The following is a 21325-nucleotide window of genomic DNA, read 5'->3' on the forward strand; positions in this document are numbered from 1 at the left end:
TTACTGGCATTTAGCCTATAATTCGTAACGATTAACAAAAAGGAGCTGTCTTAGGCAGCTCCTTTTATACTTATTATTTATTTTTCTATTAAGTCCAGTTTATTAGTGCAGCAGCAAGCAATATATTGTCGACCCACTCCGGAGAAATGGTTCCAAAGATTGCGCAATGCGTCATATCTGCGTTCAACTTGTTACATATCCTCCAGTTGGGTGAATCATATCTAGTATGTAGCTTGAGAGGACGGCAAATTAATGTTATACCTCTTCGTAATTAACAATCTTAAAATTTAGCGTTGTTAAATCCAAATGATGTTGATACAATGCGTTAGGAAATGTTTTACATCATCCATTTATAAAACACATGTTGAAAGGAAAAAACAATGCCAAAAAAAATTATTTCACTTTTGTTTTGTTTCTTACTAGCTTTTCAAATTTCTAATGTTGTCAGCGCAGCTCAGCCAGCTCTTAAAATATCCGTTGATGGTCAAGTTTTGAGCTTATCGCAATCGCCGATAGTATTGAATGGGACGACAATGGTACCCATCGCTCCAATCTTCAAAAAGTTAGGTTTGTCGTTGGAGCTCACAGGAACCTCTTTAAAAGGGAGTAAAAAAGGAATCGTTATTAGAATGAACGTAGGAAGTAAAGTTGCGAGTGTGAACGGCGTTTCCGTCATTTTGAATGAACCTGTGAAAATAATAAACAATAATACTATGGTACCACTTCGATTCATTTCGGATAGCATAGGTGCTGCCGTATCATCAGCAAATGGAACCATCCTTATTTCGAACAACAATAGCAAAACCATGTATGATATTAATTTGCCGATATTAGTTTCAGGAAATTATGTCCGCAACTTAACAAACACTGATTTCCTCCAGTTGGTTGTAGTTGATTTCTTTTATAATCCATCCACGAAAACAGTGAGCCAGTATGATTTTTTTTCTAGTGTTATTGGTTTTGAAAGAAGCAGCACCAAGAGCTACAACAATTTTAATGTTGCTAAAACGGAGCACAATGGTGAAATTTATATCGGAAGCGCAATTAAGTCACTTATAGATTACGATAACAACATACAAGGCAATACGAACTACTCTAAAATTAAAGCCCATTATAATACCAACAGTTATTTAGAAAAAGTTAGAGCTCTAATAAAATCAGAGAAGGATGCAAGTAACGCAAGCCTAAAGAAAGAGCTTCAAGCGAATAATAATAAACCATTAAAAGTGACAGGCGTTGAGATTACATATAATTCGATTGATGTACCTGAAGTAAATCTTACCATTAAAAACCTCACCACAAAAACCATAGTGGCTTATGAAATGAAAGTAAGTTGTTACGACGATTTTGACAGACCAGTATACAGATATTTTAGCTCGAGTAACTTGTTTTTAGGAATCTCACAAGGTAACAGTCTTGCATCCGGAGAATCACAAACCGATACTTGGACGCTAAATCTCTATGATTTAGCAACACAGGTCAAAAATGTTACGATTACAGCCGTTAAATTTTCTGATGGTACTTCTTGGAAGTTATAATGCCAAATCATATTAAACAATAAGCCACTCTATTTCTGTGAGTGGTTTTTTCTCTATTTATATAACCTCAACAAAAAATATGCTTATTGTACAAGGAAAATAAAGTATGAGACTGACCTCAATAATAGAAACAGCGGCAGCAATGGATGAGAAAATAAAGTCTGATATGCTCCCCAATTATCTTTATTGTTCTTTCTTACATTTTACAATTAGAAAATTTATTGGAGGTTTATTTACCATGTTCTTATTCGGCTCATCGATTTCTGAAATCTCTGTCAGTCCATATTTTTCAAATTCTTGTTTTATGGAGTCAGAATCATAAAAAAACATTTTCACGCCTTCCATTATCTCGAAATAGTCTTTATCCAATTGTTCGCCCTTTCCAAACATTGGGGCTTTTTTTGAAACAGTGGTAAAAATCATATATCCATTTGGCTTTAACTGGTTATAGCAATCTTTAATAAACTTATCTCTCTCACGGTTATTCAATAAGTGGATAAGTGCATAGCAAAATATACCGTCATAGAGTTTGTTGTCAAAAGGCATGTCAGTTACGGAACCATGAAAAATACTGATATCAAGCCCGTTTTGCCTTGCCAAATCAATCGCTGTTTTTGAAATCTCAATACCTGTTACTTTTATTCCATTGTCAATAAAAACCCTTGCATTTCTGCCATATCCAATACCCGGAACCAGTATGTCCTTAACATTCCTTTCAAGGAAAAAGTTCTTTGACTCGATTGCGGAATCTGTAGGTTCAAATCCCCACATCGTTTGTTTTTCAATAAAACTTGATTCCCAGAATTCCGTCATATCTAATCTCCTTTATGTTTTAATCAATACATTTTTAAATTCACTAGGGCAGATGAACAAGCCATGATCTTATTTAAAGCATATATGAGTTAGAGTAAAACTTTCAATATAGGGATGTGACTTCATTTGCTAACGGAAGAGCAATATATACCGCTCTTTCAAATCATTCAACCATTAGACTGACAAATACTACTCCAAGTGGTAGGCTAATTCCTGTAGTTATTCAAAGATACAAAAAAGGAAGTGTTGTTGTAGTTATTGATACAGCAGTACATTTACCACCACATTCAACCAAAAGACTTTAATAATTAATAAGAATATACTTAAATGAGAGCTGCTTTATGAGCTTTCTTTTTTTTCTTCTAAATAAAAGTCCATTATTTATCTAAAGCTATTTTTCAGGTTTGCTTTCATAAGAGAGGCAATCTTTTGTTCGTCTCCATTCTGTATCCGTTCCAGTTGATTAATTACAAGTTCTTGCCTTTGTACTGAATGGTTTTGACTTAACTTTGCTTTACCTTCTATTTTGTTGATTTTTATTTTGAATCCTTGAATCCCTTTATTCAGTCCAGCGATAAAGTCTGCGTCTACCTCTTGTATTTTATATGAACTATCAGGGGCTTCATACTTCAATAGCATTTCATGCAAGGAATCCATTAACTCTTTTTCATCATCAATAAGTGTGACTTCCCCATATACATGAACAGTTACATAATTCCATGTTGGAACTGCTTTATTTGTTTCATACCAGGAAGGAGAGATATAGCAATGCGGACCATGAAAAATGGCTAAGACAACTTGAGTGCTAATATCCTTCCACTGAGGATTCGGACGTGCAAAATGCCCATATAAGTATTTATTCTCCTTATCCAAAATCAACGGTAAATGAGTAGCAAAGGGTACTCCATTTTGTTGTGAAAACAGTGTTGCAAAGCTATGTTCTTTGATAATGTCGTAAGCGATTTTTATTTCATCAATGTGAAAGTGTGAAGGAATATACATGGTTTTCTCCTCCTCATTTTAGAGAAATTGTTATAGGAGTGTTTTGATCATTATAAAATCTATTTGTTCTTCATCACCCATATAGAAAGAGTGGGCTCCAGTTTGAACAAAGCCCATTTTTTTATAAAAGGTAATTGCGCTCTCATTTTTTTCCCAAACCCCTAGCCAGATCTTCTCTTTATTCCGTTCTATCGCTATTTCTATAGCTTTATTTAGTAGATATTTACCATGCCCCTGCTTATGAAATTTTTTCCTTATATAAATCCTTTCGATTTCAAGCGAATCATCGCCCATTATTTCAGTTTGAACTTCATTCGTGTTTAGCTTTAAATACCCGGCAATTTCTTCACTAGAATAAATAAAATAGAATTCCGAAGAGATATTTGATAATTCTTTTTCTAATTGTTTTACGTTAAATGCTTTTTCCAAGTAGGCTTTCATATTTTCAGGTGAATTTTGATTCTTAAATGTCTCATTAAATGTTTCAACACTAATTTCTTGAAGCAATCCTAGATCTTCAAAATTGCACTTTTTTATATTTATAGTCATTTTATTTGTCATCCTTTTACTAAATCAATAATTTCTCTTGTTTCCCTTTTTCACAAACTCCCAGTCTTTTTCTACATTTTTTCTGACTCTTTGCAGCAGGTTAAAAATCGTTGCTGCTTCACTTTCGGAGAATCCAGATAGTGCAACCATATTGGAATAATCGTTTTCCCTTTTTATAAAAGGGTAAACAGCCTTCCCTTTCTCTGTAGAAAATAGTTTTTTAATTTTCTGGTTATATTGATCATCATACTTTTCAATAAATCCATTAATCTCCAGTTTCTTTATAGCACGAGCAGCTGTCGTTCGGTCTACCTTTATCATTTCAGCTAACTTTTCTTGAATTATTCCTGGATTTTCACATATTCGCACGAGGTACAAGTACTGTCCTTTTGTAAGGTCATATTTTTTAAATTCTATATTACTTATAGAATCCAATGCCCTAGCAATCATTCCAACCTCACGTAAAATTTCCATCATAATTGCAACTCCACTAATATTGTATTTTTCAAACGCCGTAAAAAAATAGTACATTATTTTTGTTGCATTTACAACAAAAATTCCTATTCGCTTTTCCATACTAATCTGCCCGTTAGCTTAACGAAGAAAGGAACAGCTGCCGCAGCAAACTGCTCCTTAATTGTTCAGCTATCGTTTCCCGTTACCGTAACGATGTGTTATTGAATTAAAAACTTTATTGATTAAAACTATTTTCATAAATATCAAGAAACTTAGATACCATTACACCTTGTTGTTTAACCATTTCATTTTTAGTCTCAAGCTGCCCAGCATATTTCTTATAGTCTCTATAATTCTCATTACTAATAGGCATTAAATCATACTCGGCCACAGTTGCATCAAAACCTTGTTTATAATCGATTTGAGCTTGTTGCAATGCCTTCTTATGATCTTTGAAAATAGGCATCCCTTTGGCATTGGCTCCTATTTCATACGCATCGTTATCACCGAAATCGGCACTTAACTGGCTTGTATCAAAGTCATCAACAACTTTTGAAGGTGAATTGCAGGCAGTAAGAAATGTAAGTAAAGCAATACTAATCACCATCATTATATATTTCACTTTCTCCTCCGAATGTTCGTTTATTCTGCTATTGTTGCCCGTTAACGAAACAACTAACTATTGGATTATTAATTAATCATTTCTTTTAAAAATGGAATAAGAAAAATAAATCACTCCACCAACACCTAAAATCATTGAAGTACCAAATAATATCCATACTATTTGCACAATAGTATCACTAGGACCATTACCTACTGGACCAACTTTTGGTTCAAAAAATTTATTTAGTTTCCATATACCATAGAAAATGAGAAATATTGATGCGAACAATCCAACAAAATTTTTCTGTTTAATGTTACTCGCGCCCTCCATCCGTACACTATATATATTGGAACGATCCTGCCCGCTAGTTAAACACTTAGTCCCCCAGAACGGTCTGCTCTCTTCAGTGGTTCTCAGAAATTATTATTCAAAATGCAAAGTAAAAATGAGTGCCCATTCGAGTTTGCTTAACGATTCCGGCGAGAGATCCGCTGTATTCATTACGTCTGTGCTTGTTGCTTGCATTCCCCATACATAAACAGAACCATCGGCAATAAATGTGTGCGGTTCATTATCATAGATTAATCCCCGTGTGGTCAACTTTTTATCCCATGGCATAGTAAAGGTTGCGGTGCTTGATCCGGAGTCATGTATTGTACCGACTTTAATTGTGTTAAATTCTTCTTGTCCCTGGATGGAAACTACATCTATGGATATAATGACTTCGACTTCGTGACTTTCCCGAACGTCCGAATCTAAGAACAAATCACCAATTGAGCCAGAAGAAGCAACTTTCTTGCCATTTTGCCATATATCAATATCCAATTTTGCATTTGGCTTATTTCCTACATACCGTAATTTAAATGCTCCGGACATGGCTCCTAGAAAAGGCTTAAACTTTGCTCCGTCGCCCTTGAACAAGTCAACGGGTGTCAGTGTTACTTCAGCAGGCCCTTCTCTTTGTTCGGGCTCAGGCGTTTCAGCTCCAGATAATTGTGTACAGCCTGATGTCAACAACGCTAGCATGCTTATGAACATAACAACACCGATTGTTTTAAAATGCCTGATCATCATTATTTTTCGTCCCCTTCATCCCCACTGTACTACCCGTTAGCTCAACGAGGCTGCCGTTCTATGCCGGCAGCCCCGTTCTCGTAATAGTTAAGCTAGTTTCCCGTTAACACTTATGCTTGAATTTGATCATTTTTATTGAATATTAGCGGTATCCTTGAGCATTTGCTGGTTTGCCTGCATCTTGCACTTCTACGAGATACCGCCAGCAGTCTGGCTGTGAGCCGTCAAGATCACAAAAACCATACACTTGTGCGAGTTTGCCACTTGAAACAGACTGACCGTTCCATCGGCCAACTTCTGAATCTCCGGACAACGCGGCAACGGCACGTCCAACAAATCGGGGCGATTCTGAGATGGCGAAATGAGGTTCCTTCACAATGGCTTCTCGCCAGTTTCCTTCCTTAACACCATAGTGCTCAAGCATGATTTCAGAACGCATCCAACCCGGAGTCACTGCTACTGCTGTGCATTTATAGGGTGAAAGTTCTTGGGCTAAAGACTGAGCCATACGAATGACAGAAGTCTTGGCAAGATCGTAGAACAGTGACAAACGGTAGTTTTTATCGTTGTATTCTGCCGTGCCGTCCGTAATCTCAATGACCAGGCCATTCTTGTTTCGGATTAACAGAGGAAGGGCAAAGTGGCTTGTAATAATATGCGTGTCAATAGCAAGCCGAAGCATGCGAAGCCCCCGTTCAAGGGAGTGCTCCCACACGGGCACATTCCACTGTGCCAAATATTCAGCCCCCCATACATCGTTGACCAGAATGTCCAGTCTCCCCTGTTCATTCTCAATACGGGAAATTAGAGCCTGGACCTGATCCGGATCCAGATGATCCACTTGCACCGCTATTCCCAGGCCACCCGCATCATTTACAAGTTCGGCGGTTTCTTCTATCGTTTCAGGACGTTTGTACTCCGATTGTTGTGTTCGTGTCGTACGTCCTGTCACATAAACAGTAGCGCCGGCAGCTCCTAATTCTATAGCAATTCCTCTACCAGCCCCGCGTGTTGCACCTGCCACCAAAGCCACTTTTCCATTTAGGGGTTTCATGATCTGCAGCTCCTTTCTTTGATCTATCACCATTATAGACCTTAAATATGTCACCCTGTGTCATGTTAATAATTACGAAGGTACCGATGCCCATTAGTGCAATGAATGTTTTAACTCGTCAAATGTTATTGCGATAAATCATTCCGCATGGCAGACACGCCGCGTTACTCAACTGTAATCTTCGATCAATGCTATTTTTCCTTCTTCAATCCGAAATACTGACTTCCCTTTTAATTGCATGCTATCTCCATTCTTTAATCCGTTAGGCAAATCAACAGCTAATATTCCCTCATAGTCAATTTGCGCTTCTACTTTATCATCTACAGCACTATAGTCGATAATTGCCAGACGACGACTAGAGAAAATCTTTGATGACTTTTCTGCAAGTTCTCTAAAATCTTGTACTCCTCTGGTTTCCGTGTTTATTTCACCGTTGGAAAAATTCCTGAACAGAATATCCTTATGCAAGAGTTTAACAATCCCCACGACATCAAACGAATTGTAGGCCTCAACATAGTTATCAATGATTTCTTTGGTTTCTTTACTAATCATAGTCATACTCCCCTCAAGAAAGATGCTTATTACTTATATTCTTTAGAAGTCATTTTTTTCCTTTATTTAGAAATAGTTCACCAAATGCTATATTCAGCTAAACAGCCCGTTAGCGTAATCAAGCATCGTAAAACTTTATTTTCAGAGATTCCTATTACCTGATTGATTCAAAACATGAGGAAAAGGGTAAACATACCTTAAGTGGGAAGTGGAATTGAAACACAGCGAAAAACGGAATTTAAGTCATTTTAGTTTCCGAAAGGTTGTTGATTCACCATGAAAACACGAAGAAGGAGAAAAAGTTCGAGATTTCTGCTTCGATACTTTTTAAGTAAGACGTAGCTGCTCTTTTGAAATAAACCGCTTCCCACTTTAAGAGGACTCTGCGATATCATTCGCAGGGTCCTCGTTTTTATGATGCTAAGCATTCCCGGTAGGGACTCGGCTTGTCGATCATTAAAGCCTCCGCAAAACAAATAAGCGGCTTCTCCCCGTGCAAGTCGGGGAAAAAGCCGCTGTTTCATGCTAGAGTGAGCCCATAGCGTTACAATCCTTTCACTTGCTCCCAAGCCTGTTCGATATCCGCAACGAGCTCCCGCGGATCTTCTATGCCGACATACAATCTGACGATCGCGACCGGCTCATCACCGGCTTTCTCGTCGCTCATATGGCGATTAACCGTTACCAGGCTTTCGAAACCGCCCCAGCTTACACCGATTTTGAAATACTTCAGCCGGTTTGCCCATTCCTTCATTCGTTCCGCTGGTTCATTCGACAGAAAGGAGAACAAGCTGCCGGCCCCCGACATCTGGCGCTGCCCCAGCTCATGCTGCGGATGGGAGGCCAAGCCCGGATGGTTGACGCGGGTGACAAAGCTCAGCTTTGCGATATGCTCAGCCACATAAAGTCCGCTCTCTTCATGCCGCTGCATGCGCAGCGGCAGCGTCCGAAGGCCCTTCGCTACGAGCGCGGCCGATTGCGGAGTCATAATGCCGCCAAGCAGCATATACTCATTATTCGCAATCCGCTCTACAAGCTCCTTCGAGCCCAGCACGACGCCGCCGATACAATCGCTGTGCCCTCCGATATATTTAGTGATGGAATGCACCACCAGATCAATTCCCATCGTTGTCGGGTTTTGAAAGCATGGTGTCGCCCAAGTATTGTCGATGATTGTAACGGCGCCTATGCTGTGGGCCAGCTCCGCGCATTGCTTTAGGTCCTGCAGCTCAAAATACATCGTCGTAGGACTCTCCAAATAGAACAGCTTCGTATTGGGACGCACGGCACTGCGCCACTCTTCATTCGAGCTGCCGTCGATAAACGTGGTTTCTACGCCGAACCGGCTCATATAAGAGCCGAGAAATTCCTTAGTCGGGCCGTATGCCTGATTAACGCAGACGACATGGTCGCCTTGCGAGACGACGGACATAATTGCCGAGGAAATGGCAGCCATTCCCGAAGCAAAACATTTGGCGGACTCGGCTTCTTCCAAATCCGCCAGCTTCATCTCCAAATATTGAACCGTCGGGTTGTTCCCGCGCGAGTAGATGTGATGGCTTAGCTGCGCTTTCATCGCTTCATCGAATTGATCATAGCTCGGAAAGGCAAACAGGCTATTTTGATAAATCGGTACATGTATAGCGCCATGATGTCTGGCATCCAGCGGATCGTAAGCTGCTTTGGTGAACTTCTCCTCTAGTTTGCTCATCCTTTTTCCGCTCCTTGCGTCAAACCTTCCACAATGAATCGTTGTGCGAAAGCAAATAATAAAATGGTCGGAATGATCGATAATACCGCTCCAGCCGACATTGCGCCCCAATCCACGTCAAACTTCAGGATAAATGAGTTCATCGCGACCGGCAGTGTCTTCAGCGCGTCGTTATCGATGAACATGACCGCCAAAAACAGCTCATTCCAGTTTTGAACGAAAGCGAATATAAATGTCGAAGCGATTCCCGGCAGCATGACCGGAATAATGATTCTCACCAATGCCGTCCACCTCGAGCATCCGTCGATCATCGCTGCTTCTTCCAGACTAGACGGTATCCGCTCGAAGAACCCTCGCAGCATGATAGTTGAGAATGGGATGAGGCCAACGGTGTACATAAGAACGAGCGAAATCCGGTTATTGATTAAACCCATATTGCTCATCATCAAATACAGCGGAGCAAGGGCAACAAAGCCGGGCAGCATTTGCGTTGCAAAGAATGCGAGCATGATTTGCCGATGTCCCCGAAACTTAAAGCGGGCAAGTACATAGGCGCTTAATATTGCGATAACGAGTACGATTATCGCCGAAGTAATGGCTACCAGCAAGCTGTTGCCGATGTAAATGTGGAACTTTGATATTTTGAAAATATGAATGTAATTGTCCAGCGTAAATCGTTCAGGCCAATATTTCAGCGGGAATGAGAAAATATCCTTCTGCGGCTTGAGCGATGTGATGACGATCCAATACAGCGGGAAAACCATGACCAGCAAATAAATGGCCAGATAAATGACTTTGGACATGCCCAATATTCGCAGCTTCATTAGAAATCCCCCGCTTTCTCCGCCTTGGTGACTGATAGGAAGAAGATCGTGTAGAGCAGCAAAACAACGATCATAATAATGCCGATAGCAGAGGCCGCTCCGTAATCTCCTGCGTAAATAATCTTATCCAGCATCAGAGAAGACAGAATATGCGTACTGCCTGCAGGTCCCCCGTTCGTCAATCCGTAAATAATCGTCGGATCGTTGAAAATCCAAATCGCCCTCAGCAGCGTGGTCGCGATGATTGTCGGCATAATATAAGGCAGCGTGACATTCCACAGCTTGCGGAAGCTGCTTGCGCCGTCCATAACCGCCGCTTCATAAAGCTCGGAAGGCACGGATTGCAAGGCTGCCAAAAGCATGATGGCGAAGAACGCTACGCCATACCATACGTTCGCGATAATGACGGATGTCATCGCCCAGTTCGGGTCCGACAGAAAGCCGATTCGCTCATGGATGATGCCTAGTTGGAGCAAAATATCGTTAATGACACCGATCTGAGAGTTGAACATCCACTTCCATATCATCCCGATCAGGAAGCCGGACAACGCCCAAGAATAAAACACGAAGCCTTGGTAAATTCCCCGCCCCTTGAACGGCTTTTTGAGCAGAAGCGCAAGCGTAAACCCGAATAGAAATTGAAAAATGAGCGAGAAGAACACCCAGTAGGCGCTATTCTGCATAGCCATTAAAAATTTAGGGTCGTTAAAAGCATTTTTAAAGTTGTCCAGCCCGATGAAGTGGACATTTCTCAAATCGAACAGCTTATAATCCTGGAAAGCCATAACGATCCCTTTGAGGAAGGGGTAATAGGTGAATGCCAGCACGAGCAGTAAGGCGGGAATTAACCCAGATAGAATAAACGCTCTTTGTTTTTTCATTTCCGCACCGCCTTTCGTGGGTAAAGGATGATGGGCGGCAACGATCGCGCCGCCCATCATAACTACACGCCCTTATTATTTTAATTTCGCTTTCTGATCAACCCAGTATTCGTCCCACTTCTTAAGCGTATCGTCAAGGCTTGAACTGCCGAGCAGCAGCGATTGTCCAGACTCCATCGCAACTTGGCCCCATTGTGCGTTGCCCGGATATTGGAATGCCGGCTTAAAGTTCACGAACACGTCCGGATTGTTGGACATATCAATAAGCGTTTTGTACGGGCCGGTTTTGAAAAACTCGTCTTCCGTAGCATTGGTATGGATCGGAATCAATCCGTAATCCTTGGAGAATGCCGTGTTTGCGTCAGGGCTTGAGAGGAATTCAATCAGCTTCCAAGCCTCTTCCTTATGCTTGGATTGGGATGCGATTCCCCATCCGGCTCCGCCAGCCGCGAACAGCGCTTTACCAGTCGGGCCGGTTACGAGTGGAGCCGTTGCCCAAGTGCCTTCGGTCATCTTCTCCTGCAAGGATTGGATAACGTCCGGATCCTGCAGCAGAATGCCGGTTACGCCTGATGTGAATGCCTGCACTTGCTCTTGGAAGCCCCAGTTGATCGAATCCGGAGGCGAAGCGTCCTTGTAAAGCTTCAGGTAAAGCTCCATGCCTGCTTTCGCTTCAGGCGTGGAATAGACCGTTGCGCCGTCTTTCGTAAACATGGAATCGTCCAGGTTCACTTTGTCTCCGTTGTATGCAAGAATAATAGCGTCCGTAGTACCCGTGGAGCCAGCGCCGCCGCGGAACGAGAAACCGAAACGGTTTTTGGCCGGATCCGTTAACTTCTTCGAAACCTCATACAGCTCATCCCAGGTTGTCGGAGGATTTAAACCCGCTTCTTTCAGCCAGTCCGTACGGTAGAACATTTGTCTTTCATAGAGGCCGTTAGGCACAAAATACAATTTGTCGCCTATCGAGCCGACCGACTTGGATACGGCGCTCACCGTAGCGAAACCGCTCCATTTGTCCGTGTACGCGTTAAGCGGCTCGAGATACTCGTTGTTCACGTACTCCGCAACGTTCAAATCCCGCGCTTCCAGAACGTCAATCTGTTCGTTGGATGCAAGCATCGTCCTGATTTTGTTGTCCGCCTGATCAAATGGCGGCGAGATAAATTCTACTTTAATGTTCGGATTGGCCTCCTCGAACTTGGTGACCATTGCTTGAATCAATTCGGTTCTCTTGGGACTTGTTAAACTTTCAATCATGCGAAGCGTGATCTTCTCGCCGCCAGCGTTGCCGCCTTCATCTTCGTTCTTACTGCTGCATCCCGCCAACAGACCGATCGTCAATACGGCACATAACAGCGAAGCCAACACTTTTTTTCGCGTTCTCATCGATTAAAATCCCCCTTTAAATCACATGTATCATACAGTCTACCTGTCTGATAGGTTGATTATATTGAAAGCGCTTTACCTTGTCAACACATAATAAAGCGCTCCTCTTTAAAAGCTTTTGATCTTTTCCTCGATGCAGTCCATCATTTTGTTAAACTCCTCAAGCGCCCTTTCCGTATCATGGGCGGCAACCGCATCGAACATCGTGCGATGATAAGGGTATGTCTCGTCGAAAAGCTGTTTTTCGCCTAGCGGTTCATTGAAAAACTTCTCGTATAATCCGGAGATGGAATCCATCACGGTCTCGAGAATCGGGTTGTGGGCAGCTTTGATAATGTAACGGTGGAAAGCAAGATCAATCTGGGACGTATCCTTATTGCTCTCCTTCAACGCCTGGTACCGCTCAAGGCACAGCTCCAATTCCTTGACCTGGGCCAACGTAATGTTCTTAGATGCCAGCTCTACCGCCTTGCCTTCCAGCGCTCTGCGGATGTCAAGCGTGTTCAGCAAGTAATGGCGCTCCCGCTCGATTTTAACTTTCCCCGTAAAGCGGAACGTGTCGACATCCCGGACAAAAATGCCTTTGCCGTTTTCCACGCGAACGATATCAAGTGCCTCCAAGTATCGCAAAGCTTCCCGCAGCGAGGAACGGCCGACGCCGAACATTTGCGTCATTTCCTCAACGGACGGAAGCTTGTCTCCTTCTTGTAGATCTTTTTCTTGAATATAATTTTGAATTTCCTGGGATACCAATTCATGCACCAGTATTTTTTGAATTTTCGCCATAGCCTGCTTCTCTCTCCTCACCTTACTACCTATCCGATAGGTTAACCTTAAAGTAAATCTTATGTTAACGCTCTAGGAATGTCAATTGAGGACCGCACGCAAGCGGCTAGGATAGGCGTTAGCACCGGTTACCAAACGCAGCTCTGTTTCGCCTTGCTCCCGAATGGGTAATCACTAATATCATATAAAAAGGAGATGTTAAGCATGAACGACCACAACGGACTCAGCGACAAAATCAAAAGCGGCGTATCCAAGGCCAAGGGTGAAGTCAAAGACCAGATCGGGAACGCTACAGGCAACTCCCGTCTACAAGCAGAAGGAAAAAAGGATAAATTAAAAGGCGAGATCCAAGAAAAGATCGGCGAACTGAAAAGCCGGTAACGGAAAAGAGCAGCACCCGCAAGGCATTACGCCTTGCGGGTGTTTTGTTGTTTGAATGCTTGGAGGCATTAATAAACAGACAGTGATCGAGTTTTAATCTGCCCATGGCTAACAAAAAAACGCATCCCTATGAGAATGCGGCTAGTCTATTTGCAGCTTTCTTAAAAATTGTTGTAAATAACGTCAGCCGTGACCTTCCCGCTCGTGACGTCTCCCGAGGTGAAGCCGGATACCGTGTTGCCGACTTTAAATTCCTTGCTTACCAGCTGCTCGGAAGGATCAGGAGACGTCGGGCCCGTTATGCCGTATGTCGTTTCTCCCGTTACTGTGACCCATAACTCGCCGATCCGAAAGCTTTGGCCGTCGGCGCTTACCTCATCGATGACACCGTCAATATTGACCCGGTGCTTTGCCGATGTGGCCGGTCCCGGACCGTTATTTTCAACGACGCCGCCGCTTGGGTTTTTCGTGACCGGATCAGGAGCAGTAACGCTTCCGTTCTGATTAACCGCATAGATACTCAAAGTCAACACCGCGCAAGCCGCAATGCTCGCTGCCCAGATGACCACCTTGTTTTTCTTTACTGCCGGATTAGCTATTCTCATAGGAATCTCTCCATTTCGTTTATCGTTATCGATTTGTTTGTGTCTTTCCCGGTTTAAGCGTTCAAGCGCACGTTCTTGAAAATCTTCGCTCGTTTTCAATTTGGACATGGCCGATTTATATCTCGATTTCTTCATCTTCACAAATCACCACCTATAACTTCTTTAAGCTGATTGCGCCCGCGAGCAAGCCAAGTCCCTACCGTCGCAGGTTTGGCATGAAGAATTTCCGCTATTTCTTCCAATGAGTAACCCTCGTAATAATGAAGATGGATCGGAACCCGATATTTTTTATTCAATGATAATACAGCCTGCATAACCATGTATTCATTCTTCGGAAGGTAAGACAGGTTCTCCGGTATGGGGTTACGACTTTTAAACCAGCCCGTCTTGAGCAGGTTCTTGCATTTATTAATCGTTGTTCGGATTAACCAGGCTTTCTCATGATCAACACTGTCGAAGACGGGGGATTTCTGGAGATAGGTCAGGAAAGCTTCCTGCGCGACTTCCTCCGCATCGGCAACGTTTTTGAGATAGGCGAACGCTATCTTGACCAGGCTGTCGGAATAATTGACCACGGCTTTGCGGACGGATTCATTGAGCTCATATGAATCGTTCACCTGATGTCCCCCTTTCACTAGTAATACAATCGAGGAGCCCGTTTTTTTTCACGTTGTAAAAATAAGTTTGAGACAATTGCTTTTTAAAAGGGAGCACTGCGCTTCCTTTCCGTATGTCCGTATGCCAAAACCGGCAAAAGCCCGTGAGCCAGAAGCAAACAATAAGCCCCTTTGGCGAGTGGAGCCAAGGGGCTTGTTCCTTACAGCTTTATTCGTGATAAACCAACAGGTCAGCTAATGGCTTTACGAATATCATAATCGGTTAGATCGATATCCAATTCCATTCCTAATGCTAACTTAGCCAACTGGACTCCGATATAAGGGCCCATCGTCAATCCGGAGGCCCCGAGACCGTTTACCGCAAAAATTCCTTCCCAATCTGGAATGGCGCCTAGGACTGGAAGAAAATCGGCTGTAAAAGGGCGAAAGCCCACCCTTACTTCCTGGAACGTGCTATCTGCGAGATCAGGTGCGTATGCAAGGCATTTGCTTAAAATTTCGTGCATTCCGCCAGGCGTGATCCTTGTATCGTAGCCTTCAATATTATTTTCATGAGTCGCCCCTATCACGATTTTCTGCTGTTCAAAGGCAAGCAGATATTGATCGGAAGGCGGCATCACGACCGGCCAATTACCAGTATTTTGTTTGGTACCAGGAACCTGCAAGTGCATGATTTGCGCTTTTTGATAACTTACCAGAAAATCAATGCCTAAAGGTTGCAGCAGCGGTCGTGCCCATGCTCCTGCACAAACGATAACGATGTCAGCCGGGTAACGGTTTGTTCCAACCGTTACGCCCGTTACACGGTTAGATTGATATTCAAGACTAGCATCCCCATAGATAAGCTCAGCCCCGTTCCTTTGTGCAGATCGAAGCAAAGCGTCACGCAGCGCCCGGCCATCGACACGGGCGGCCCCGCTGATGTGAATGGAAGAATATCCTTCCATGAGCAGCGGAAAGAGTTCACGGGTCTTATGTTCATCAAACCGGGTAATCTCACCCATTTCTGTCGCGTCTTCTATACGCTTGTATGCTCGTTCTTCCATCTTGTCGATTTTCTCCGGATCTATATGAATGCTGAGCGCCCCGACCCTGGCATAGCCGGTTTCGGTTTCCCCTTCGCTTTCAAGCTCTTCAATTAGCGCAGGGTAATAACCCGCTCCCGCTTTCGCAAGCCGATACCAAGCCTTATTGCGCCGCTGTGACAGCCAGGGACAAATAATGCCGGCAGCTGCATCTGTAGCTTGTCCCTCATCTTTCCGATCGATGATGAGGACATCGGCTCCCAGCTTAGCCAATTGGTATGCGGTTGATGCTCCAGCAATTCCCGCTCCAATAACAATTACCTTCATGATGGTTTCACTCCTTTCGGTCATCGATCTTCTTATTATAACGAGATCCCTACCAAATAGAAAAAGCCGCGTATGACGCGGCTTTTGAAGTATCTTTTGAAGTGTAAAAGCAAATGGGAAATCCATCCCACATAGCAATAGTGTTTTTCTACTTTTACGCCAATGTCTTAGTAAGAAGGATTTCCAATGGCTCGTCTTCAAGTATTAAACACCCTGAATCGCGATAACCTAATTTTCTATAAAAGTGCTGAGCCCCTTCATTGGCCAAGGTGGATGTCATAACCATTTTAAATCCCTGCTTCTTCATTTCATTCTCCCAGAAAAGAACGGCTTTCTTACCTAGTCCCTTACTTCGGTAAGGTTCGTCTATCCAAATCATATTCATAAAAGGTGTGTTATCCCAAAAATAACCGTAGCGCATCCACCCAATACTACTTTCGCCTTCATTCTGCAGAATGTAGATCTCATTCCCCTTAATTTTAGGTAAGATTAAGCTTTCTAAGATATGATGGTCATGCGTTCTAATATATTCATAGTCCGAATCCGTTGCGGCCATAACTCTCATTTTATCGCTCCTTTACAATGCTCCATTACACTTATGATAAACGGTTTGCTTAGCTTAATCTTAGCCGGATCATGAATCTTTCGTTTTCCGGTTAGCCTTAACATGTTTAAGCTGAGCAACAATAATGACGCTGATGATTACCAGAAGGAACCACGAACTGATCTTACTGAAACCAACCAGCTGCCAGGCATGGTATTGGTCAGGATATTTCCAAGCATTAAAAAACGTAGCTATATTTTCGGCTAACCAGATGAAAAATCCTACTATGAAAAAAGCCAGTGTCAAGGGCATTCGATAAGTAATGGTCCGTACCCGATATATGATCCATGTTCTCCAAAAGACAATGAGCACAAGCGCCGTCAGCCACCAACGAAAATCAGGAATGAAATGATGTGTGAAAAAGTTTAAATAGATGGCTCCTCCCAGCAATCCCGCAGAAGCAAGCCCCGGCCAGCCGGTGATGTCCATCTTCAGTCTGCGCCATACCTGACACATAAAGCTTGCGACACTTGCATACATAAATCCGCTATAGAGCGGTACACCGAATACCTTCGTAAGCCCGGGCTCAGGGTATGCCCATGATCCCATCCTTACCTTATATATTTCCAGCAACAACCCAATAAAGTGAAAAACACAGATAACCTTTATTTCATCGCGTGTCTCTAATCCACTGCGGTACATGAGGTACTGCACGGTAAGCAGAATAAAAAGAATGGCATCATAACGGTAAATGAAAGGCATCTCTATTACGCTAGAAAGAGCTAAAGTCCCAAAGATCGCAATAGGAAATATGCAGCTCATCGCCTGATGATAGCCAAAATGCAGCAGTTGTATGATTGGTTTCAATGATGTCATCTCCTCGCCGGGCAGCAGATAGGGGATTCGAAGCCAATGTCAACCTTTGGAACCTCATTTTCCTCGATACTTAAAACTGCCGTTAGCTTAATAAAGAAAGGGAGCGGCCGCCTTATGATATGCTCCTTGATTGTTCAAACATAACCGTGCGTTAACTTTATTATACTTGAGTATTCTCTTCGCTTTTGTATTCTAAAATATCACCAGGTTGGCATTCTAATGCTTTGCAAATGGCTTCTAAAGTTGAAAGCCTAATTGCTTTTGCCTTTCCATTTTTCAATATAGAAAGGTTTGCCATTGTTATCCCAACCCTCTCCGAAAGCTCTGTTACGCTCATTTTCCTTTTAGCCAACATCACATCAATATTGATTATTATCGCCATGTTATTCACCTCAGACTATTAAGTCATTTTCTGATTTTATATCAATAGCCTCTTTTAAAAGCCTTTGGAGAACGGCAGCAAAAACGGCAATCACCATGGAGGCAAAAATCAAGACCAATCCGATTACTATGATACCCGGGGCATCGTCTCTCTCCGCTATGAGATAGAAGAGCGGCAGGCCTAACACAAACAAGCTGCTGATTGTGATTGCACAGAATTTTATATTTTTTAAAGCTCGTACTGATAATTCCGAGAAAGCTTCGTTCTTGTCAATATAGCTCAAAAGTTTAAAGGCTTGATACAGAGCAAAGTAAAAAGGGATCGCCGCCGCATACAAATCAATGAAGACAAGATATTTCAAATAAGCGCTATCTGGATACAACTCAACTGCAAAATCCCCGATCTCCGGCACCAAAAATATGCACAAAGCAAGAACTGGGATTCCAATAAGAATAACAGCTATCTTTAAAAATAGTGTCGTTCCACGTTTCATAAAAAGCACCTCACTTGTTATTGTTATTTCGACTTTAACACAAAATTTATCGTTTAACAATATATAATTACTGATTATAGCTATATTATTGTTGTTATATAAATTTGCACTACAGACCTTCACCCCATTGTTGTTCGGTCCCATGCTAAAATATCCGGTATAGACAGAAGTATGGTGAGGAGACAGGGAGCAGATATGCAGGTACGACGATGAAGAGAGAACAATCAAAAAGTGGAGTCTACGTGAACCCGTTTACTTCGTAGGCAACAAATGCTCGGAGGATAAATATGGAGGGGACTTATTTAGCAATTAACGTTTCTAAAATACGCTGCGCGTATCACCAAAAACCTAATAGAAAAATAAAACGGATGCCGAAGCACCCGTTTATCCAATAATGCTATCAAAGCTTCAAGTCGCAGTTAAACGGAGGCCGAGGCTATAGCGTTGTAGCATTCAGGGCAGTCTGGATATTTTGCAGGTCCAGCTGGATCTGCTCATTCATATGCCAAGGATGATACCAGCCGCGGTCAATCATGTACGACATAATTTGCTCGTGCATGTTGATCATTTCGTCCAATTGTACGGTAAGCACAGCTTTAATCTCCGGCGTCCCAGCTTCCGTTACTGCCATTGCATAGTTCCTAACGCCGCTCTTTACGGATATCAAATAGTCCGACGCGATGATCTGGTCGCTCATCGTGTTCATACCAGTCAAATGCTCAAGAATAGTGTTCATGCTTTCATCTCCTGGTTCGCTGCAGCCGATAGAATCGTACCAAGCTCCTGCAGCTGGCGGGTCGAAATATCAACGTCCTGCTGCAAAATCGCTTTTAAAGCCGGGTCAGAGACTAACACCTGCATCGTTTTTGCTTTGGTTAAACTTACGGTTTTAAAAGAAGCCAATTCGTGAACCTCGAGCGTTTCATGCAGGGCATAAACCATGGATCGTATCCCTCCGATTATTCCGTATATAAGTTACGGCTTGAGCAGTACTTTTATGCAATTATCTTGCCTCGTGTCGAAAATCTCATATCCGCGCTTCGCTTCGCTGAGCGGTATAACATGCGTAACAACGTCTCCCGGATCGACCTTGCCCGAATCGATCAACTCATACATATACGGCATGTAATGAATGACGGGCGCTTGGCCTGTCCGGATATTGACGTTCCGCTGAAAGATGTCGCCGAGCGGGAATCCGTTGTACCGGCCACCGTATACTCCCGTAATCTGTATTGTACCGCCCTTGCGCACGGCCTGCGAGGCGATGACTAAACCGCCCATGGCGCCGCCTTGCAGCTTGAGCCCTGATGCCAATGATTCCAAAGGCGACATTTTGCCGCTCATACCCGAACAGTCGATGACGACATCTGCTCCTCCTTTGGTTATTTCCTTCAAGTGATTCCCGATGTTCTCCATTGACTCAACATTGACGATCTCTACATGATTTGTCTTTTTCGCATGCTGCAGACGGTAATCCAGATAGTCGGCCGCAATGACACGCTTTGCCCCTTTTAACCAGGCGAATTTTTGCGCCAGCAGGCCTACCGGTCCGCAGCCGATAATGATGACCGTATCCCCTGCCTTAACGCCGGCATTATCGACGCTCCAGTAAGCAGTCGTCATCGCATCGGCAATCAAGCAAAGCTTCTCATCCGGATGCTCGCAGCTTTCCGGAATTTTAAAATGGGTGAAGTTCGCGAATGGCACCCGCAAATACTCGGCTTGTCCACCCGGATGTCCGCCGGTCGTTCCGGAATAGCCGAAAAAGCCCCCCATATCACCGTGCTCATTCGAATTATCACATTGGCTTTCCAACTGATTTTTACAATAAAAGCATTCTCCGCAGGCGATATTGAAGGGGATGATTACGCGATCGCCCTTTTTCAGCTTCGTTACGCCGGGACCGACCTCTTCAACGACACCCATCGGCTCATGCCCAATGACATAATCCTCTTGCAAATTTGGAATCATGCCGTGAATAAGATGAAGGTCCGATCCGCAAATCGCAGTGGTCGTCAAACGGATGATCGCGTCGTCGGCTTTTAGGATTTTCGGGTCCGGAACATCCTTTACGACGACGTTCTTGAGGCCTTGGTAAGTTACTGCCTTCATGCCATGCTTCCTCCCCTATGTTCATCAGGTAATCGGTCGAACATGCCTTTGCGGCTGGTATCGCCCGGAAACAGATTTAACTTACCGATTTCCACTGTCTGTCCGGCAGAGAGAACATCCAATTGGTATTGTTCTTGCAAATCATAGGGATGGAACCATTTTTTACGGATCATGAGATCTGTAATTTCCTGATGCATCGCTATGCCATTATGAAGCTGGTCGCGCAGCAGAGCCCTGACTTCGGGGGTAACGGTTTCCGTCAAAGCGACGGCCATATTCCTAACCCCCTCCTTGGCTCGGATCAAGAAATCCATCGCAAATGTCATATCTGCCATTTCCGGCATATTTAGTGAATTAGCAGGATCGACGTAATCCATTTTCACAGGATTAACTTGGTTCAATGTCACAATTTTCACCTCAATTCAAAATCGGCGTAGGCCGGTATTCGCGGATAGGCATTTGGAAAGGAGCTTTGGCATATAAAGCTTGCAGCTCTGTAATAGCTTGTATGGATTGCACCACGTCTTTTTCCATCAAAGCTTTCAGTTCTTGATCGAATACTAAGCCCTGCATGAGCTTGGACTTAGCCACGCATAGCGTTTTGAAGTTAATGGCTTCGTGAAGCTCCATGGCTTCATGCGCTGCAAGTGATTGCTGCTCGTTCATCATGAACGTTACCACCTCCTTTATCTTTTAACAGAAATATGTTATCCATGTAGGAAGTTATTAT

At 43.2% G+C, this 21325-nt stretch carries 27 protein-coding genes; 2 read left to right on the forward strand and 25 right to left on the reverse strand.

The window, feature by feature from the left end:
• The first annotated feature begins 380 nt into the window (after window positions 1-380).
• Window positions 381-1538 (forward strand): copper amine oxidase N-terminal domain-containing protein, encoded by a 1158-nt coding sequence (locus tag ACN6MW_RS09445; RefSeq protein WP_419875245.1) that lies wholly within the window; start codon window positions 381-383, stop codon window positions 1536-1538.
• A gap of 183 nt (window positions 1539-1721) precedes the next feature.
• Here ACN6MW_RS09445 and ACN6MW_RS09450 read toward each other — a convergent pair whose 3' ends face one another.
• The 13 genes from ACN6MW_RS09450 to ACN6MW_RS09510 form a co-directional block, all read right to left on the reverse strand.
• Window positions 1722-2351, reverse strand: coding sequence for a class I SAM-dependent methyltransferase (locus tag ACN6MW_RS09450; RefSeq protein WP_419875246.1), 630 nt, complete (start codon window positions 2349-2351; stop codon window positions 1722-1724).
• 381 nt (window positions 2352-2732) lie between these two features.
• On the reverse strand, window positions 2733-3353 hold the full coding sequence (locus tag ACN6MW_RS09455) for an FMN-binding negative transcriptional regulator (RefSeq protein WP_419875247.1): 621 nt from the start codon (window positions 3351-3353) through the stop codon (window positions 2733-2735).
• Between the two features lie 30 nt (window positions 3354-3383).
• Window positions 3384-3902, reverse strand: a complete 519-nt coding sequence (locus tag ACN6MW_RS09460) for a GNAT family N-acetyltransferase (RefSeq protein WP_419875248.1) — start codon at window positions 3900-3902, stop codon at window positions 3384-3386.
• 24 nt (window positions 3903-3926) lie between these two features.
• Window positions 3927-4379 carry a MarR family winged helix-turn-helix transcriptional regulator gene (locus ACN6MW_RS09465; protein ID WP_419876311.1) on the reverse strand — a complete coding sequence of 151 codons (453 nt, stop codon included), beginning with the start codon at window positions 4377-4379 and terminating at the stop codon, window positions 3927-3929.
• Window positions 4380-4593: 214 nt separating this feature from the next.
• Window positions 4594-4980 (reverse strand): hypothetical protein, encoded by a 387-nt coding sequence (locus tag ACN6MW_RS09470; RefSeq protein ID WP_419875249.1) that lies wholly within the window; start codon window positions 4978-4980, stop codon window positions 4594-4596.
• Between the two features lie 405 nt (window positions 4981-5385).
• The gene (locus tag ACN6MW_RS09475) at window positions 5386-6036 is read right to left on the reverse strand and encodes a hypothetical protein (protein ID WP_419875250.1); all 651 of its coding nucleotides are present in this window, start codon (window positions 6034-6036) and stop codon (window positions 5386-5388) included.
• Window positions 6037-6178: 142 nt separating this feature from the next.
• Window positions 6179-7090, reverse strand: coding sequence for an SDR family oxidoreductase (locus ACN6MW_RS09480; RefSeq protein ID WP_419875251.1), 912 nt, complete (start codon window positions 7088-7090; stop codon window positions 6179-6181).
• 168 nt (window positions 7091-7258) lie between these two features.
• Complete coding sequence (locus ACN6MW_RS09485) at window positions 7259-7642, reverse strand: nuclear transport factor 2 family protein (protein WP_419875252.1); 384 nt, start codon at window positions 7640-7642, stop codon at window positions 7259-7261.
• A 544-nt stretch (window positions 7643-8186) separates the two neighbouring features.
• The gene (locus ACN6MW_RS09490) at window positions 8187-9353 is read right to left on the reverse strand and encodes a trans-sulfuration enzyme family protein (protein ID WP_419875253.1); all 1167 of its coding nucleotides are present in this window, start codon (window positions 9351-9353) and stop codon (window positions 8187-8189) included.
• Complete coding sequence (locus tag ACN6MW_RS09495; protein ID WP_419875254.1) at window positions 9350-10177, reverse strand: carbohydrate ABC transporter permease; 828 nt, start codon at window positions 10175-10177, stop codon at window positions 9350-9352. Before ACN6MW_RS09495 ends, ACN6MW_RS09490 begins: the two co-directional genes overlap by 4 nt.
• Complete coding sequence (locus ACN6MW_RS09500) at window positions 10177-11058, reverse strand: carbohydrate ABC transporter permease (RefSeq protein ID WP_419875255.1); 882 nt, start codon at window positions 11056-11058, stop codon at window positions 10177-10179. Before ACN6MW_RS09500 ends, ACN6MW_RS09495 begins: the two co-directional genes overlap by 1 nt.
• 75 nt (window positions 11059-11133) lie before the next feature.
• Window positions 11134-12447 carry an ABC transporter substrate-binding protein gene (locus ACN6MW_RS09505; protein WP_419875256.1) on the reverse strand — a complete coding sequence of 438 codons (1314 nt, stop codon included), beginning with the start codon at window positions 12445-12447 and terminating at the stop codon, window positions 11134-11136.
• Window positions 12448-12555: 108 nt separating this feature from the next.
• Complete coding sequence (locus ACN6MW_RS09510; RefSeq protein ID WP_364145194.1) at window positions 12556-13233, reverse strand: FadR/GntR family transcriptional regulator; 678 nt, start codon at window positions 13231-13233, stop codon at window positions 12556-12558.
• A gap of 204 nt (window positions 13234-13437) precedes the next feature.
• Between ACN6MW_RS09510 and ACN6MW_RS09515 the strand changes: the two genes are divergently transcribed.
• Window positions 13438-13614, forward strand: a complete 177-nt coding sequence (locus ACN6MW_RS09515; protein ID WP_364145192.1) for a CsbD family protein — start codon at window positions 13438-13440, stop codon at window positions 13612-13614.
• Between the two features lie 161 nt (window positions 13615-13775).
• Here the strand turns inward: ACN6MW_RS09515 and ACN6MW_RS09520 are convergent, their stop codons facing one another.
• The 12 genes from ACN6MW_RS09520 to ACN6MW_RS09575 all read right to left on the reverse strand — a co-directional run bounded on the left by ACN6MW_RS09520 (window position 13776) and on the right by ACN6MW_RS09575 (window position 21261).
• Window positions 13776-14354 (reverse strand): hypothetical protein, encoded by a 579-nt coding sequence (locus ACN6MW_RS09520; protein ID WP_419875257.1) that lies wholly within the window; start codon window positions 14352-14354, stop codon window positions 13776-13778.
• A 2-nt stretch (window positions 14355-14356) separates the two neighbouring features.
• Window positions 14357-14836, reverse strand: coding sequence for an RNA polymerase sigma factor (locus ACN6MW_RS09525; protein WP_419875258.1), 480 nt, complete (start codon window positions 14834-14836; stop codon window positions 14357-14359).
• Between the two features lie 230 nt (window positions 14837-15066).
• Complete coding sequence (locus ACN6MW_RS09530) at window positions 15067-16191, reverse strand: NAD(P)/FAD-dependent oxidoreductase (protein WP_419876312.1); 1125 nt, start codon at window positions 16189-16191, stop codon at window positions 15067-15069.
• 151 nt (window positions 16192-16342) lie between these two features.
• A complete protein-coding gene (locus ACN6MW_RS09535) occupies window positions 16343-16753 on the reverse strand; it encodes a GNAT family N-acetyltransferase (protein ID WP_419875259.1) in 411 nt (136 codons plus the stop codon).
• A gap of 69 nt (window positions 16754-16822) precedes the next feature.
• Window positions 16823-17608, reverse strand: coding sequence for a DUF817 domain-containing protein (locus tag ACN6MW_RS09540; protein ID WP_419875260.1), 786 nt, complete (start codon window positions 17606-17608; stop codon window positions 16823-16825).
• 160 nt (window positions 17609-17768) lie between these two features.
• On the reverse strand, window positions 17769-17990 hold the full coding sequence (locus ACN6MW_RS09545; RefSeq protein WP_419875261.1) for a helix-turn-helix domain-containing protein: 222 nt from the start codon (window positions 17988-17990) through the stop codon (window positions 17769-17771).
• A gap of 10 nt (window positions 17991-18000) precedes the next feature.
• On the reverse strand, window positions 18001-18483 hold the full coding sequence (locus ACN6MW_RS09550) for a DUF2975 domain-containing protein (RefSeq protein ID WP_419875262.1): 483 nt from the start codon (window positions 18481-18483) through the stop codon (window positions 18001-18003).
• 436 nt (window positions 18484-18919) lie between these two features.
• Window positions 18920-19219: a spore coat protein gene (locus ACN6MW_RS09555; RefSeq protein ID WP_419875263.1), complete on the reverse strand. Its 300-nt coding sequence runs from the start codon at window positions 19217-19219 to the stop codon at window positions 18920-18922.
• Window positions 19216-19425 (reverse strand): hypothetical protein, encoded by a 210-nt coding sequence (locus ACN6MW_RS09560; protein ID WP_419875264.1) that lies wholly within the window; start codon window positions 19423-19425, stop codon window positions 19216-19218. Before ACN6MW_RS09560 ends, ACN6MW_RS09555 begins: the two co-directional genes overlap by 4 nt.
• A 33-nt stretch (window positions 19426-19458) precedes the next feature.
• Window positions 19459-20595 (reverse strand): zinc-dependent alcohol dehydrogenase, encoded by a 1137-nt coding sequence (locus ACN6MW_RS09565; RefSeq protein WP_419875265.1) that lies wholly within the window; start codon window positions 20593-20595, stop codon window positions 19459-19461.
• Window positions 20592-20972, reverse strand: a complete 381-nt coding sequence (locus ACN6MW_RS09570) for a spore coat protein (RefSeq protein ID WP_419876313.1) — start codon at window positions 20970-20972, stop codon at window positions 20592-20594. The genes ACN6MW_RS09565 and ACN6MW_RS09570 overlap by 4 nt, the downstream gene beginning before the upstream one ends.
• A gap of 40 nt (window positions 20973-21012) precedes the next feature.
• Complete coding sequence (locus ACN6MW_RS09575) at window positions 21013-21261, reverse strand: spore gernimation protein GerQ (RefSeq protein WP_419876314.1); 249 nt, start codon at window positions 21259-21261, stop codon at window positions 21013-21015.
• Window positions 21262-21325 lie beyond the last annotated feature (64 nt).

This window comes from Pristimantibacillus sp. PTI5 (genome assembly GCF_048572955.1).
Lineage (GTDB): Bacteria > Bacillota > Bacilli > Paenibacillales > Paenibacillaceae > Pristimantibacillus.